15 protein-coding genes are annotated in these 17,120 nt (G+C 27.5%); 7 read left to right on the forward strand and 8 right to left on the reverse strand.

Annotated features, from left to right (window positions below):
• Positions 1–679: 679 nt before the first annotated feature.
• On the reverse strand, positions 680–1,594 hold the full coding sequence (gene rbsK / locus Q0V24_RS02720) for a ribokinase (protein ID WP_297518530.1): 915 nt from the start codon (positions 1,592–1,594) through the stop codon (positions 680–682).
• Between the two features lie 220 nt (positions 1,595–1,814).
• Between rbsK and Q0V24_RS02725 the strand changes: the two genes are divergently transcribed.
• From Q0V24_RS02725 to pnuC (Q0V24_RS02740), 4 genes are all read left to right on the forward strand, one after another.
• A complete protein-coding gene (locus Q0V24_RS02725; RefSeq protein ID WP_297518532.1) occupies positions 1,815–2,156 on the forward strand; it encodes a helix-turn-helix domain-containing protein in 342 nt (113 codons plus the stop codon).
• A 95-nt stretch (positions 2,157–2,251) separates the two neighbouring features.
• Positions 2,252–2,968 carry a response regulator transcription factor gene (locus tag Q0V24_RS02730; RefSeq protein WP_297518533.1) on the forward strand — a complete coding sequence of 239 codons (717 nt, stop codon included), beginning with the start codon at positions 2,252–2,254 and terminating at the stop codon, positions 2,966–2,968.
• A gap of 412 nt (positions 2,969–3,380) precedes the next feature.
• Positions 3,381–4,199 carry a nicotinamide riboside transporter PnuC gene (gene pnuC, locus Q0V24_RS02735; protein WP_297518535.1) on the forward strand — a complete coding sequence of 273 codons (819 nt, stop codon included), beginning with the start codon at positions 3,381–3,383 and terminating at the stop codon, positions 4,197–4,199.
• 455 nt (positions 4,200–4,654) lie between these two features.
• On the forward strand, positions 4,655–5,413 hold the full coding sequence (gene pnuC / locus Q0V24_RS02740; protein ID WP_297518537.1) for a nicotinamide riboside transporter PnuC: 759 nt from the start codon (positions 4,655–4,657) through the stop codon (positions 5,411–5,413).
• A 79-nt stretch (positions 5,414–5,492) separates the two neighbouring features.
• Here the strand turns inward: pnuC (Q0V24_RS02740) and Q0V24_RS02745 are convergent, their stop codons facing one another.
• Both Q0V24_RS02745 and Q0V24_RS02750 read right to left on the reverse strand, forming a co-directional pair.
• Positions 5,493–5,855: a hypothetical protein gene (locus Q0V24_RS02745; protein WP_297518539.1), complete on the reverse strand. Its 363-nt coding sequence runs from the start codon at positions 5,853–5,855 to the stop codon at positions 5,493–5,495.
• A gap of 561 nt (positions 5,856–6,416) precedes the next feature.
• Positions 6,417–6,842 carry a hypothetical protein gene (locus tag Q0V24_RS02750; protein ID WP_297518541.1) on the reverse strand — a complete coding sequence of 142 codons (426 nt, stop codon included), beginning with the start codon at positions 6,840–6,842 and terminating at the stop codon, positions 6,417–6,419.
• A gap of 244 nt (positions 6,843–7,086) precedes the next feature.
• Here Q0V24_RS02750 and Q0V24_RS02755 point away from each other — a divergent pair, with 244 nt between their 5' ends.
• On the forward strand, positions 7,087–7,383 hold the full coding sequence (locus Q0V24_RS02755) for a hypothetical protein (protein ID WP_297518543.1): 297 nt from the start codon (positions 7,087–7,089) through the stop codon (positions 7,381–7,383).
• Between the two features lie 41 nt (positions 7,384–7,424).
• Here Q0V24_RS02755 and Q0V24_RS02760 read toward each other — a convergent pair whose 3' ends face one another.
• Positions 7,425–9,335 (reverse strand): FUSC family protein, encoded by a 1,911-nt coding sequence (locus tag Q0V24_RS02760; protein ID WP_297518545.1) that lies wholly within the window; start codon positions 9,333–9,335, stop codon positions 7,425–7,427.
• A 300-nt stretch (positions 9,336–9,635) separates the two neighbouring features.
• On the opposite strand from Q0V24_RS02760, the gene Q0V24_RS02765 reads away from it, so the two are divergent.
• On the forward strand, positions 9,636–10,412 hold the full coding sequence (locus Q0V24_RS02765; protein ID WP_297518547.1) for a heme oxygenase (biliverdin-producing): 777 nt from the start codon (positions 9,636–9,638) through the stop codon (positions 10,410–10,412).
• 139 nt (positions 10,413–10,551) lie between these two features.
• A complete protein-coding gene (locus tag Q0V24_RS02770; RefSeq protein ID WP_297518549.1) occupies positions 10,552–11,625 on the forward strand; it encodes an acyltransferase in 1,074 nt (357 codons plus the stop codon).
• A gap of 91 nt (positions 11,626–11,716) precedes the next feature.
• Here Q0V24_RS02770 and Q0V24_RS02775 read toward each other — a convergent pair whose 3' ends face one another.
• The 4 genes from Q0V24_RS02775 to Q0V24_RS02790 form a co-directional block, all read right to left on the reverse strand.
• On the reverse strand, positions 11,717–12,568 hold the full coding sequence (locus Q0V24_RS02775) for a hypothetical protein (protein WP_297518551.1): 852 nt from the start codon (positions 12,566–12,568) through the stop codon (positions 11,717–11,719).
• A gap of 311 nt (positions 12,569–12,879) precedes the next feature.
• Entirely contained in the window at positions 12,880–13,830 is a 951-nt protein-coding gene (locus tag Q0V24_RS02780) for a DMT family transporter (RefSeq protein ID WP_297518553.1), read from the reverse strand.
• Positions 13,831–13,954: 124 nt separating this feature from the next.
• Positions 13,955–15,106, reverse strand: a complete 1,152-nt coding sequence (locus Q0V24_RS02785) for a DMT family transporter (RefSeq protein ID WP_297518555.1) — start codon at positions 15,104–15,106, stop codon at positions 13,955–13,957.
• A gap of 564 nt (positions 15,107–15,670) precedes the next feature.
• Entirely contained in the window at positions 15,671–17,080 is a 1,410-nt protein-coding gene (locus Q0V24_RS02790) for a basic amino acid/polyamine antiporter (protein WP_297518557.1), read from the reverse strand.
• Positions 17,081–17,120: the final 40 nt, after the last annotated feature.

Here is a 17,120-nt window from a genome sequence, read left to right on the forward strand (position 1 = left end):
GTCCCCTCTTATCATTTTCGATAATATCATATCATTTAACTGATATGGCTTTATCAATTAAAAAGTCATTTTTAATTGTATTTTTCAATCAATTTGATAAAAAATATTGCATTTTTATATTAATTTCAATATTTTATAGCTAATATTTTATATTTTATAATATATAGTTATATTTCATTGTATTTTTAATACTTTTATTATAGTTTAATTGATAATACTCTAATTATACTCAATTGATAATATTCTCATTTTCAGTTAAATTATAATCAAGACATGAAACAAAAAAACAAAATGAAATTAAATACTTTATATATAAAATTAAAATACATTTGAGAGAAAGAGGAGATTTTTATTATGAATAAAGAAGCTACAACACACCACCACCACGAAACTACAGATCACACTGGAACTTGCCACTGCGGATGTTCAGAGCACAAGCATGGTCATGAAGCTGGTCACCACCACCACGAGAAAGATTCACACACTGATACTTGTCACTGTGGATGTTCAGAGCACAAACATGGTCATGAAGCTGGTCACCACCACCACGAGAAAGATTCACATACTGATACTTGTCACTGTGGATGTTCAGAGCATAATCACGCTCACAACTAATTTTGAAATAGCAAAAGACAGTTTGATACAACTCAAACTGTCTTTTTTTATATTTTTATTATAATTAGTAAATTAATTTTACAGCCTCTTTTAATTCTTCATATGTTGGCATCCCTGACTGTGCACCAAATTTTGTTACAGATATTGTTGCTGCAAGACTTGAAAACTTTATAGCCTCTGATATTTCTATTCTTTCTGCAATGCAACAAGCAAATACTCCATTAAAAGTATCTCCTGCCCCTGTTGTATCAACAACCTCAACCTCTATACAAGGTACTGTTTCTATTTTACCCTCTTCTATATATGAAACACCAAAACTTCCTCTTGTCACTATAAGTCTTGTTTTATTTTCACTTTGCCACTTTATCATTTCCTCTTCTAAAGTTTCAAAACTACTTAAATCTTTACCTACCATAATTTCAAATTCAGTTTCATTTGGTGTTATAAAATCTGTATTACTTAAAAGTTCTTTATCTATATCTTTTGCTGGCGCTGGATTTACAATAGTTTTCACTTTATATTCCTTTGCAATGCTTAGGGCAAGTTTAATAGTTTCTGTAGGTATTTCAAATTGTGTTACAAGAACATCAGCCTCTTTTATAATCTGTCTAAAGCTTGAAATAAGCTCTTTATCACACATTTCATTTGCACCTGGTACAACTATTATAGAATTATCCTTTGAAGTTTTAATTATTGTTGCAACACCTGTGCTTATATCTTCTTTTTTGATGCAACAAGTATTTATATTTTCTAATTTTAATTGTCTTATTAAATCCTCACCAAAAGTGTCTTTTCCCACACTTCCAATCATAGATACACTTTCTCCAATTCTTGCTGCCGCAACTGCTTGATTTCCACCTTTACCACCTGGGAAATAGTTCATTTCTTGACCCATTAAAGTTTCTCCCATTTTAGGCATTCTTTTTGCACTCACAACTAAATCCATATTAATACTTCCAACAACAACTATCTTCTTCATATTCATATCCTCCTAAATTTTTCATCTTTTGTTTATCTCTTTCTTATTAATTAAATTATATCAAATATAAATTTTAACATTGCTAACACTATGTAAATATATAAATATAAAATGAAAACATTTAAATCCATTTTTATTGTATAATTATCTACGATAAAACAACTATTTGACACAAAGTTATATTAAAATAAGTTAACTAAAATAATAAGGAGTGCATTAAATGTTTGGTTTAAAAATAGTAAAAGAAGATGAAGTTAGTATAAATTGCCCAATTCAGGCTCTTGGTGCGATTATAGGAAAAAAATGGGTTGGAAAGATAATTTGGATGCTCAGAGATGATAAAAAAAGATATGGTGAACTACAAAGAATGCTACCTGGCTGTAGTAAAAAAATGTTATCTCAACAATTGGAATTACTTATAGAATATAAAATTGTTATTAATGAAAAATTTGAAGAAAAAAATAAAATAGAATCCTTTTATTTTTTGACTCCCAAAGGACAAGATTTAGTACCTGTAATTCACGATATGATGGCATGGGGAAGTGATGTTATGGGGTGCTAATTTTAGTAGTAACTAAAAAGTGCCTAATTGTTAGTCCACTTCAAAGATAGTATATTTAAAATAAGATAATTACAAAATTCAAATATTACTTAGAGGTGAGAGAAATTAACATACTTATTATAAACAACAAAACAATCCTAACTGATTCATTAGAATTATATTTAAAAGATGAAAATTTCAATGTTATAAAAGCTACTACAAAAACAGAAGGGCTTTCACTATTCAAAAAACAAAATTTTAGACTACTTATATTAGTAGATGATTCACTTACTGGTTTAAGTAATATTGAGTTCTGTAATGAAATACGTGAAATTTCTGATGTACCATTAATAATAATTTCAAATGAAGATAATCTTGATGACAGGCTATTAGCATTTGAAGCTGGTGCAGATGATTATATATTTGAACCACATTACGCTGAGGAAATTTTAGCAAGAACTAAGGCTCTTTTAAAAAGAACAGAAAAATCTTATGAAAACTATTTAAGTTTCAATGGTGCTACTCTTATTTTAAACCCTGTTAATCATGAAGTTTCATTTTTTGGTGAAAAAATATTATTAACTGCAACAGAATATAAAATACTTTTAACACTTACAAATGAACCTAAAAGAATCTTTCGTAGAGAACAATTAAATTATTTAATACATTCTGATGAAAGCAGATTTTCTAATAGAGTTATTGATACACATATTAAAAACCTTAGAAATAAGTTTTTAAAAAATTATGGAAATCCTAATTTTATAGTTACAGTATACGGACTTGGCTATAAATTTGAAGAATTCTCTCAAGCGAACTTAAATTTAGCTTCTTAATTTTTTCAAAGCTTATCACATTCTAAATTTCAAAAGAAATCAGTTAAACAATGAACTGATTTCTTTCATACATTTTCACCTAATTTAAATTCTAAAAAATAGCCTCCTCTACAATAATCTCAAGAACTTTACTAAAGTCGTAAGATACTTGTATTTCCTTTCAAATATTTTGTTATTTTTTTTCATATTTTTTTCTAAATCTTTCCTATCAAGCTAAAATTAACTTCTTTGTCATACTTTATTAATATATAAACATATGAGATTTCCTCACTTTTACTGCATTTTCCGACATATTTTGTATTTTATATTGCAAAAAGGTTAAATTTAATTTACAATTAGAGAGTAATAACAAGTAAACATTTTCACAGAAAAAACACGAAAGATAAACCTTTTTCAGTGAGGGGGAGGCCAAATGAAATTTTTTAAAAACTTTTCAACGTTTCATAAGATATTTTTCTTAGTATTCTTTATATTTAACGTTGGATTATCAATTACTCATATTGTACAAGCTGAGGGTATGCATGAAGCATTTTCACCTTTAATGCTCATATCACTAGTTTCAGCACTTACAGGTATTTTTGCCGCTATATATACTGCGAGGGGCCAGGTTGTTGCCTACATCTGGGGATTCTTCAATGTAATATCATATATATTCGTCTCAATATCTGGACATATGTATGGAGAGGTTCTTTTATATGTTCTTTATATGTTACCAATGCAATTTGTCGGATTCTATGCATGGAGAAAAAGTGCAAAGCAATCATCTGAAGGCACTGTAGAAGCTAAAAGAATGACAAAAAAACATTGGATTATTTTCGGAGTATTCTTTGTAATATTCTGGGCTTCATATGGAACTCTTGTATATAACCTACCAGCAGTTTTTGATAATTTATTTGGAATAACAATCACTCATGATAAGGAATTCTTAATAGACTCACTTACAGCAACATTAACAGTTTGCGCTGTTGTGCTTGCTACAAACAGATTTATAGAACAATGGTATTTATGGATAATAGCAGATGCTATTGGTATACTTTTATACATATCAGCGCTTATTCACCATGGTGGATTCTCAATATCTGCCTTATCTGGTGCAATGATGTGGTGTCAATTCACAATAAATTCAATCTATGGTTTCATAGTTTGGAGAAAACTTCAAAAGAAAAAAGATTCTGCAAAACTTGCAGAATCTTCTCAGATAGAAGGTCTGCCTAAGCTAGACCTAGCATAAAATATAAATTAAATTAGTCAGAAAATTAGTTAGATTAGTTAAAAGTTAATTAGAAAATTAAATTAGTTAAAGATATAAGAACTGCTCGATAATACATGAGCAGTTCTTTTCTTGTTGACAAGCATTGTATTACCTACTATAATTTTTTCTTAACCGCATTTTAAACGATACCTTCTAATAGATAAATCTATCTACTCCCCCCCTCACAAAAAATATTTTTCCTAATATAAGCATAAAATTTACTTTTTATTTCATTTTTATGAAATCAATCCATGTGAAATAGATAACAGTAAAGGTTTAACTTTTAAGTATTTCGTAAAAATTAATTATTTTATTAAATTTTATTGAAATAGTTGTGAATTCATTGTAAACTCATAGATAATTTGATGATGTGTTAATTAAAATTCACTTACATCTTACAAATGATAAACATATACGAGGGGAGCTTTTTTTTTATGCACTTTTTTAAAACATTTTCACCATTCCACAAAATTTACTTTATATTTTTCTTAGTAATAAATCTTGTGGTATTCGTTAGTCCATTAGCCACTGGAGGTAGTATTCATAGTTTAATATCTTTTGATGCACTTATACCTTTAGTATCTACTATTGCAGGACTATTCGCAGCAATATATACAGCAAGGGGTCAAAAGTGGGCTTATACATGGGGATTTATTAACGTAATCGCTTATATATTTGTAGCACTTTCAAGACACCTATATGGAGAAGTTTCTCTTTACTTAATTTATATGTTACCTATGCAAGTTGTAGGATTCTACTCATGGAGCAAAAACTCTACTGGGGAAACAGTACAAGCTAAAACTATGAAAAAGAAGCATTGGTTTATATTCCTTGCATTCTTTATAATATTCTGGACAGTATATGCTACATATGTAAATCACTTACCAGATATTTTTAAATCATTATTTGATGTAACAATCAAACATGATAAACAATTTATGATAGATTCATTAACTGCTACATTAACAGTTTCTGCTGTTGTACTTGCTACAAACAGATTTGTTGAGCAATGGTATTTATGGATTGTATCAGATTCAATTGGAATAGTATTATTCATAGTTTCAATAGTTGAATCAGGAAGTATTACTGCTAGTGCTATATCCGGTGCTTTAATGTGGATTCAGTTCACATCAAATGCTATCTATGGATATATGTGTTGGAGAAAAATACAAGCTAACTCAGCTGTAAAATAAATTAACACAAAAAGACTATCCTTTAATTTGGATAGTCTTTTTAATATATAAAAACGATTCACTCTAAAGTGTATCTATGTTAATGCACTGTATTTTGTGTTCTAATTTCCCAATCTTTAGGTTGTACTACTTCCCAATATGTAACTACATATTCCTTGATTGAATTCTTTTCTTTCACACAATAAACATCAATAATTTGAGATCTGTTAAATACAAGTCTGTTTAGCCATTTTTCAACGTCTAGCGAATCTACTATTTTAACCCCATCTTCTGTTATATCTCTTACCCTCATTAAGGTTTTATACATACCTGGATTTCTTATTTCATCTATTGTTGCTTTTCTTAGGAATTTTTTTAATCTTTTTCTTCTTTCTTCATCTTGTAATCTTGTTTCTTCACTCACCTGATTTGCATCATTTGACTTAAATATACTTTTTAACATAATTCCTCCTATTACCTGTTTATTCTGCTATTTGTATTATATCTCATTTATAGTTTTTTTAATATTTTTAAATTGCTTGTACTAATAAATTTTAGCATATTAGAAACCACTTTAAATTTCAAATTTATTAATTTTTTCACAAACTTTTATATATTTTATGTTTTTTAATAAAAAAAGTTGTTTATAAAAAACTAAATATGTTTTTAATAAACAACTTTATAAATTTATCCACTTTAATATATGAATATGATTATAATATTTCAAATAGTGAAATACCCACCACTTAGCCTAAAGACTTGAAGACGGGGCTTCGTATAATCCTGTCTAACCATATAGGTAATTATTTTACAGACTATCAGTTTCCAACGCTATGGGTTTTTTTAGGAGAACCCTTTCCGTATTTCCTACGGTACTGCAAGCTTAAGACTTGCTTTTGGAAACCTATAATTATATTATATCCAAGCTTGAATTATTAATACATGGGAATTATTTACGTTTAGCTAAAGCTACATCGATTCATCTCACCACCTGTAGAGGTTGGAGAATTCTCTCAAATTTTAGTTAAAATAGATTAAATTTGATAAAAAGAATTATTATAGCAATAACAAATATAGCTAGTATACCCATACCAACATAAAACATATTATTTCTTTTCTTTAAATCCTTTTTCACTTCATTGCTTAAAAGATAATTCTTAAAATCTTGTAATTCTTTAATTTGTCTAACTGGTAAAACATCATAAGTAATTTTAGTTCCTTTTGAAATATCTAATCTATATCTATTACCAGATTTTTTTGCAATTACTTTATAATTACCATTATGTAAGTCTTCAATCTTTTTAGCATTAAAAGTCGGTGATATAAAATTAGAAATTTTTATATTATAATCATATAATTCTTTTGGACTTTTTGCTTTTTTATGAAGATTGTTAAAATATGTTAAAGTTTCATTTAATGATACTGGTGTCCATTGAATGTAATTAGCCATTCTACTCTCATCTCCCAATTGTATAAAATATTGCTACAACCAATTATAGTAGCATTTATATTATACTCAATTTTTATTTATTTGGAAAATTAGTTTAATACCTTTAACCATACTCATTCAAAATTCTAATTAAACCCACCCTTCAAAAAAAGTTAAAATATGATATATTAGATACAAAGATATACTATAAAAACTAAAGAAATTTAAGTGATTTTAATTACTTAGATTAATAAGGGAGATTATTATGAATAATGAATTTAAAAATTGGATTCAAGCAACAAAAAAAGATGAAGAAAGTATTAAAACTACTAAAACATTTTTAAAGTTAGTTTTACTTTCTACAGATAATACTATGATAGAACATCAAAGTGAAGCACAGCTTATTCTAGATTACCTAGACTCTGATGAGTTAGAGGTTCCAAGAAGAGTTGAAATGTCAGTTGCTAATATTTTAAAAATGCTCTCTGGCGGTGTAGATGCTAATAAAAATTTTGAAATTTCTAATCTTAGAAAATCATTTAATGAGCGAAATTCTAACTAAATAAAAAATGAGATATTCTATTATTAGAATATCTCATTTTTTTATAGTACTATTTCATTTTTAGCAATTCTTGTATTTGTAAGTGATTCTATAACTTCTGCTAATGATACATATAATGCACTTTTCTCATTAACTACAAAATCATCACTAATTCTTTCTACAATACTAGATTCATATCTTGTATCAAACTTACTATAAACTTCCCTTAATTTTTTCTCTACGCTCTTTAAATCTGCAGGGTCTTTTAGCTTGTTCAATCTTTGTAAACTAGAGTAAATTCCTATCATTACATTTCTTGAACTCTCTATATATTTTTCTATATCTGAATTTTTAAGAATTGTATTATTTATTATAATTTTACTCTCTATAGATTTGGTAAATATCATTGATGCTCTTAGTCTTACTATTGTACTTTTTAGATCTTCTGTTTCTATTAATTCTCTAGCATTTGCATCAACAATTCTGTAATACTTATCTATTAAACTTTTAGTTTCTCTTCTAATATCATAATGTAAAATAATTTTACTTCCTATTATAGCTACTATAAATCCTATAATTGTATACATTACTCTATCTGCTGTTATAATCATAGTGTCAAATCCTGCTTTTACAGTAAGTTCCACAATGCTTAGTGCAAATATAGTAGTTCCTATACCTTTATTAATAGGAGTTTCAGCTGCTATGAACATATAAAATCCTATTCCAAGAATACCTATTCTTATGGCCATATTCTGAATTAGCGTAAAGATTACAAATACAACTAAAGCTCCTATAACCGTACCCATAATTCTATTTTTCCCCATTTTTTCTGTTGTTGTATCATATGGTTGGCAAACTGCCATAAGAGTAAATAAAATCCATTTTCCATACTCAAGATTAAGTCCTGTTACAACAAAATATGTAGCTGATATTAATATTGCCATTCTAACTGCAAATGTAAATCTAAGTGAATCTCTATTGAAACTGTATTTTAATAATTTTATGAAAGTTGGTCTTTCTCTTAAAATCTTACTATCCTCAGTTTCAAACTTTCTGTTTTTAACAAGTTCAAACAATCCCTTCATAGTCTCTGAAATAGTATATACATGATAATTATTTATTTTATCTTTTGAGTTTTCTAAGTATTGATTTAATCTCTCTTCAACATCTTTAATAGTTGCATTATGTGTTATGGTTTTTATTATTTCATTAATGACAAGTCTTAAACTAACAAATACGACACCATAACTTTCATCTTTTAAATAAAGATTTTTAAGTTCTAATATTTCTTTTTGAAGTTTTTCTAAATTAGCCATTGTTATGCTTTCTCTATTCTCACTTGCTGTAAAGTAAAAGTTATTTTGTCTTCTTTCTAATAAATTGGAATTCCAAAACTTCATTGAATCATAAAATTTTTCTTCCTCTTCTTTTGAATCCTTATTATTTATAATATTAGAAAGTTCTTTATCTAGAACTCTAAGGCTTCGCAGTAGATTTGGTCTTTTATTAGTTTTAAGTTTCTTCTTTCTCATAATAACTTGAACCACGACTACTAATATACTTGCAAAAATAAGTGCAATTGATCTTGGTATAATCTCATGTCTATCAGTTTTTAAAATTAATAACATTAAATATGTAAGTAAAAATGAATAATACATTGGTACTTTTAAGTTAAATACATTAAAGTATATTATCACAAATACCCATATTAGATTGATAATAACCCCAACAAAAAGATTTAATGTCGCAAGATAGGCACAAATAACTGAACCTACTCCAAGTATCGAAAGCTTTGCTATGTTTCTATATGGATTTCCTGTTAAGTCTTTTCCAAGTAGCATTAAAATAAATAATACAATAAGTAATCCCATAATATTATTATTTTCCCCTAACACAAGTCCAGATAAATACATAAATATAGCAACAACTGTAAATACTACTAAAGCTTTTATAATACTAGCTTTATTTATCATATAAATTCCCCTTTTCTTCTTTTGTTTATTTTCCTAGTAAATTATTTATTTGTATTTACTAATAAATCTATCCATTATATTATAATACACTCTCTACTATTATAAATAAAGTTTCCCTACAAATCTATTTCCTACTATTTTACTCTGAATGTATTTTTTTTGACTATTTTATTTATCATTTTTGTAATGATACTATTTATCATTAAGGTTATACTATTAGTATATTAATAGTTAGCACGCTATCTATTTTAATTAAAGGACTATCAATTAAATATAAAAATAATTTACGAGGTGACAATTATGATGAATAATAAAAATTTTGCAATGACAATGAGAACATCAAACAAAAACTTACATACAGCTGCTGAAAAAACAGGCTACAATGCTAGATTAGTTGAAGGAAAAGCTACTAGAGAGAGTTATGCTGAATACTTATTCAACTTAAAGGTTGCTTACGAAGCATTAGAAAGAAATTTAGATAAATATAGTGATGTTGAAGCTTTAAAGCCATTCGTTACTAAAGACTTATATAGAACTTCACAAATAGCAAAAGATTTAAAAGTTTTAGCTGGAGATAAAGAATTTGAAGCTCTACCATCAGCAAAAGCTTACGCTGCTAGAATAGATGAACTTGGTGCTAAAGAGCCTATGCTTTTAGTTGCACATGCTTATACAAGATTCCTTGCTGATTTATTTGGAGGAAGAACAATTTTTAAAATAGTTAAAGAAAGTTATAAAATAGAAGATGAAGCACTTAACTACTTCATGTTCCCAGAAATTGAAGATTCAAAAATGAGAGCTATGGCTTATATCGGAAACTTAGCAAAAATGGACTTATCAGAAGAAGTCCAAGCTTTATTCTTAAATGAAATTGCTAATGCTTACCTTTATAACATAGGTATTTCAACAGAATTAGAAGCTAAACTATTTATGGAAGACCCACATGCTGCACAAGGTGGACATGGTCACACAGGTCATGGTCACAAAATGCCAGAAGGTCACCCAGAAATTAAACCTGGAATGAAAATGCCTGAAGGTCACCCACATATTGGTGGACACCCTCACATGGGAAAATAATTTATTTACTCTAAAGAACGCCTTTTATAGGCGTTCTTTTTTATTTAATATTTGTAAGCATTTTATTAAATCTCGCCTAATTAATATACATATTTTTTCAAAAAATGTATTATTAAACTAATAACTTAAGGGGGATTTTATGAAACATTTAATATTTAATCAATTTAACTTAATCAAAATTTTCTGTTGTTTTCTTGTTGTATTTCAACATATAGTAGGCAGATTTTTAAATACTGCAGCTACAACTACTTCAACTCATCTAATATATGGAACTCTTTTAAACTTTTCAAGATTTGCAGTTCCTATCTTTTTACTAATCACAGGCTTTGTAATTATAAAAAGCTACGAAAATTTAAGTTTAAAACAATTCTATAAAACTAAATTTTCTAAAATTCTATATATCTATATAGGGGCTAATTTACTATTTATGATTCCTAAAATATTTATGCCAAACTATTCAGTAGAACTTTTCATCACAGATTTTATCTTTGGAAAAGCACAATCTCACCTTTGGTATATGAATACATTAATCAAAATCTACTTATTTTTCCCTATTTTTAAATACATAGTTATTTATCTTAATAAGTGGTTATCTTATAAATCTATTATTTTAATTACTATAGTTCAATATTTTATTAGTGAAAATGCTTATACTGTGCTTTCTAAAGCTACAAACCCTATACTATCTACTACTTTTACCTATCTTGATAGAAGTCTTCTTATATGGGGATACTACATCATTCTTGGTGGACTAGTTTATAAAAACTTTGATAAAATTTATAGCCTAATTCAAAAGTATAAAATTTATATTATAACTGCTTTTTCATTATCTTTAATTTATATAAATCTATATACATTTAATAAATTTGATTTTACAGCAGTTAACTATTATAGATCATCTCCTAGTAGTTTTAGAATTCTTATTTACTCTATTTTGAGTATTATAGTTTTATATTACATAGCTAATTTTATAGTACAAAAGGACAATTTTAAAATACTACTACGTATAAAAAGATTTTCAAAATATATTTTACAAATATATATAACACATCCAATTATTATTACATTTTCAACGTTCCTTATGCCACTTACAAATAAGTTACCATTTAACTTAAATGCATTAATAATTATATCCTTAGTTATAACTGCTTCTACTCTACCATTTTATATCTATGAAATAACAAAAAAACAAAAATCTTTAATAACTAGATAAACTAAAACAAAAAAATCCAAATCATACAACTTGATATGATTTGGATTTCTAACTTTAATTTTAAATTTAATTTTAAAATCTACTTATTATATTAGTTTATTCTACCTATAAGTTCTAAAAGTTTTTGATTTCCTGAATTCTCAACTTCTATCTTAACTTCTTCTAGTCCTACTTTTAACATAGTTCTAACTCTAATAACTCCTATTATAAGAAGTAATGATATTGTCGTACCATAAGCTATAAACATATCATCTTCATCCTTAATATCGTCAAAAACTATATCTTTTAAACTAGCTAGTTTTATAAACTCAACTACATATTTATCATCTAATACTGATGCAAATCTACCTCTAAAAATAGTAGCTACAAGATTTTTCATATCTTCTTTTGCTTTTATCTTCTCATCTTCTGTTGTTAGAGTAAGAATATTATTGCATTCTACATTTTCTTTTATGAATGAGTAAGAAGCTGCTTTTGTTACTCCTGTTCCTATTGCAAATCTATATAAATCTCCTATAGATACACTTCTAAATAATAATACATTCCCATAAACTACATCTTCTGTTGAAATCATAAGTTTTAAGAAATCTTCTCTTAATTCTTTATTTCCATCAATTTTTGAAAGTTTTATAGCAATATTATTAGCAAATGATACAACTCTAGTATTTTCTGCAATAGCAAGTTCTCTATATTCTGCTTTAAATTGGCTTATTGTCATTATATCTTCAACAGCACTTAATTTATCAACTTTTTCTATGTAAATTTCTTTTACTGCATTTTTTATAATTGTTCTCATTTGACACATTACTTTTTTAAATGCATCCTCATCAACGGGTTCATCTTCTTTTTCATTTGCACTTATATTAAGTGTTTTTAAAACGTCTGTTTCTGTCATTCCAAGTTCTTTCATTTTCTCTAGTAATTCTTTCATTTTATCATCCATATTCAAAATCCTCCTAAAAAATAATATCAAATTTTATTTTGCCCATTATTTTCATATTTATCTGATGTTTTCAATTTTTAGATACAAGTTCTTGTATAAATATAATATATTCTACCATATAAAATATATTATATAAACTAACTCAAGTGAATTTATCTATTCTAATGAATTTAGACTTTTTAGGTTTCATATTATAATATTCTACCTATTTAAACTAAACAAAAATATATACTATTGGCAATATGTAAACCATTTAAACAATTTAACAAAAAAAGTTATTGCTAGAATACTATCTAACAATAACTTTTATACTATCCCTTATACCCTTCTTGTGCTGACTTTCTAAAAATAACAAGAAGAGAACCTGCAAATATAATTGCTATATATATAACTTTCTGAAAAGTAATCGATGAGCCTAGTAAAACTGCACTAAGTAATAATGACCAAATTACATATGTAATATTTATAATCATTGCTTTAACAGGTCCTATACTATGAATTGATATATAATAGAACCCAAGTGAAACAGCTCCTATAAGTGATACAAGTATTGCTAAAAGAATTGTATTTCTATCAAATATCATACTCTTTAAAACTCCATATCCACCTATAAGCGGCAATACAATCACACCAAAAGATATTCCTGATACAAGTTGTCTTATAGTTAAAACCTGTATTGGTCTAAGTTCTTCATTTTGCATCCCTATAGAGCAAATAATACTCTCAGAACCCCAACCTATAATTGGCATTATCGCAAATATTAATCCTGTCATATTAAAAGCTCCACTACTTCCTTCCATACTTAAAAGGACAACTCCTATTACAGAAATAATCATTCCACCCCAACCTCTTGGACCAAGTTTTTCTTTTAAAAATATAGCTGCAAATACAGCACCCATAATTGGATAAACTGAAGAAAGTGCTGCAGCATATGATGGTCCTAAATATTTAATAGATAAATAATACCCACTCATACCAACAGGACCACCAAAAATACCTGCGAGCACAGCATACTTAACCTCTTTTTTTCTAAGTGATTTTATAAAAAGTCCAAGCCTTCCTCTTATTGCTAAATATAAAAGAAGCCATAAACCACCAACAAAATCATGTACAAATACAACCACAAGTGGTGCAAAAAGCATAATTCCATCCACTTTCCTAAATGGTGGCATTGATAATATAATTCCAGATATGACAGTATCTATTCCCCAAGTTATAGCAGATACTAAACCTTTACTTATCCCTTTTTGATTTTTATTCATTTAATCCACCTCAATGCTATTAATCTATATGATATTTCTCCATACATATATCTTCCACTAGCTTGTGTATTAAACTTTTAAATATACAAAAGCAGTGAAATTAAATAAATTCCACTGCTTTTTATTATTTCTCAAAAGCTAAATCTTTGAGTTTTTTATTAATTTTTTTAATATTTTTTTCTTTTTCAAGTTCTTCTTTCCCCTTAATTTTCATAGTAGATTTTTGAATTACTAACTCTTCTTTATGTTTAAGTTTTTCAACTCTTTGAGCAGTTCTTATATAAGCTGTCTCAACATGATTTGCTCTTTTAATCTCTATATACTCATCAATAACAGGTAAAGATTCTTCTGATTTCTTACTTGCGATTACAAAGGCTGAGCCAACAAATATAAGTCCTATAAATAAAATTTTAGAAACTGTTATTGTTGCTGTTCCCATAAATAATCCAAAAACAACTGCCCAAATAACGTAAGTTATATTAATAACCATCGCTTTTACTGCACCAATATCATTAATTGCACTATAATAAGATGAAAGTGAAATTGCTCCAATTAAAGCTACTAAAACAATTAGTAATAATGTAGGTATATTAACTGTAAATAAATTTTCTACTAATCCATATCCATGAATCAATGGTAAAATTATTGCTGCAAAAGTACCACCTGATGCTAAAAGTCTTATATTAAGTGTTTGAACTGGCTTAAGTTCCCCTTCTTTCATACCAATACTTGAAATAATACTCTCTGAACCCCAACCTATAACTGGTAGTAAAGCGAATAATAATCCTTTAATACTAATTGAACCACCTGAACCATCCATGCTAAGAAGTACAACTCCTAAAACACCAATAATAAGTCCCATCCAACCTTTTTTATTAAGTTTCTCTTTTAATAAAATAGCTGCAAGAATAGCTCCCATAATAGGATAAATTGACGAAATTGCTGCTGAATATGAAGGTCCTATGTTTTTAATAGCAAGGTAATACCCTCCCATTCCAATAGGCCCACCAAGAACTCCCGCTGCTGCTGCATAAAGTGCTTCTTTCTTTTTAAACACTTTGAAGAACTCTACTATCTCTCCCTTAATTGTTAAATATATTAATAGCCAAATAGCTCCTAAAAAATCATGTAAAAATACTGCTACTAAGGGTGCAAAAAGTAAACTGACATGTCCCGCAAATGGTTCCATTGACAGTATAATTCCTGATATAACCGTATCTAGCCCCCATGTTAAGGCTGAAAATACTCCCTTACTTATTCCTTTTTTGTTATTCAAATTCTAAACTCTCCTTTGTATATTAGTCATACTACTAAATGTATTATTCCTATATACATTGTACTGTTTCAAGTTAATTGCAATTAAAAATACGTTTTACTGACGTTATTATATTTAGTCTAAAAGACATGACTAAATTATATAAACATAAATTTGCTCTAAATAAGTTGATGTATGAATCAAGACTTTTTATTTAATACTGAACAATATGATTGTCAAACGACATATATTATAAAAATATATTGTAGACTGGAAAGATTTCCAGGTTAGAAATTATAAAATTTTTTATTTATAAAAAATACGCACAATGTATGTTTTCTATACATAGTTTAACATATTTTTATCAATTTCGCAAATTTTCTTCGAAAAACTGTTGACAAATTCATTTTTTCTTATCTAAATAAGTTATTGTTTTGCTTTTTATGAACCTTTTCTAAAATGAGTTATAGCCTACTCTAAAAGACATTTAATTGATTTTATAAAATCGATTAATTTTTTCCTCAAAAAAAGATTAACCAAACTGGTTAATCCTTCAATATTATGTATAAAATTCATCAAATTTAATTATAAAAATATATTTATTACACCCATAATTCCAAGTATAGTAATTATGATACAAAGCATAAGTTCCCATTTTTTTTCAAACATTTTTTTCTTTTGCTCTCTTGCTGTAATAAATATTAATACAAGACCTATAGAGTATAATAATGCAAGTTGTAATATTCCAGCTATCCCAGAAGTTGAAACTGCATATAAAGAAAATACTAAACTTACTACTGCATATATTAATGCTGGTATTCTACCTTTGCTTTTTTTATCTATAACCTTCAATTTAATAAGATATAAAGCTGAAAGTATATATGGTAATAAAACTAATGTAGTTGATATATTTGTTATAGCTGTAAATGCATTATTTGCAAACATAGCAAATAAAAAGGCTATTTGCATAATAATAGCATTTACTATCAATGAATTAATTGCAGCCCCACTCTTTATAACTTTCCCAAATATACTTGGGAAGAAACCATCTTTAGCCACCATCATTGGGACTTCTGCATTAATTATACACCATGCAACCCAAGCTCCTAATACAGAAATTACTACACCTATATTAATTATAAAAGCTGCCCATGTTCCATATGTTTGCTGTAGAACTCCACCTAAAGCAGGATTCTGTAAATTCATTAATAACCCTTGCTTTAATGAACCAAAACTTAACATTACAATTAAAACATAGCATAATAAAGTAAACAAATATCCAATAATTGTTGCTTTACCAACATCTTTTTTATTTCTTGCCCTACCTGAAATAACTACCGCACTTTCAATCCCTATAAAAACCCATACTATTTGAAGCAATCCATTTTTCACCTGACTAAAAATAGACCCAAATGTTGTCCCATCTTGTAAAATAGCTTTTACTCCATAAAAATCAGAAGTAAAAGTATGTAATTTAAAAGTTAAGAATAATAAAAATATAGCAAATATCACCGGTACAATCTTTGCCATAGTAGCAATTGTATTCAACTTATTTGCCAAAGTCATACTCTTACTTATAATAAAAACTGAACCCCAAATCATAACTATTGAAATAATTACTCCTGTTATAGACTTAACGCCTCCCATACTTGGGAAAAAGGCTTTCAATGCATATATTAGCAATACAGCATATGAAACATTTCCTAATGTTTGACTTATCCAATATCCCCATGCTGAATTAAACCCAATATAATTCCCAAAACCTTCTTTTGCATATGCATAAATCCCACCACTCAATTCTGGTTTTTCATTTGATAAAATTTGAAATACTTTCCCTAGGAAAAACATTCCTATTCCTGTAATAATCCAAGCTATTATTGCTGCTAAAGGTCCACCTGCATTTGCCATCTCTGCTGGCAGTTGAAATATACCTCCACCAATCATAGAGCCAACTACTAATGCTATAAGCCCTATTAATCCTAATTTTTTTTCCACAATAAATCCTCCTATTCAGACTTATATTCTTCTTATGTAT

It is taken from the genome of uncultured Clostridium sp. (assembly GCF_947039605.1).
In the GTDB taxonomy this organism is placed as follows: Bacteria; Bacillota; Clostridia; order Clostridiales; family Clostridiaceae; genus Sarcina.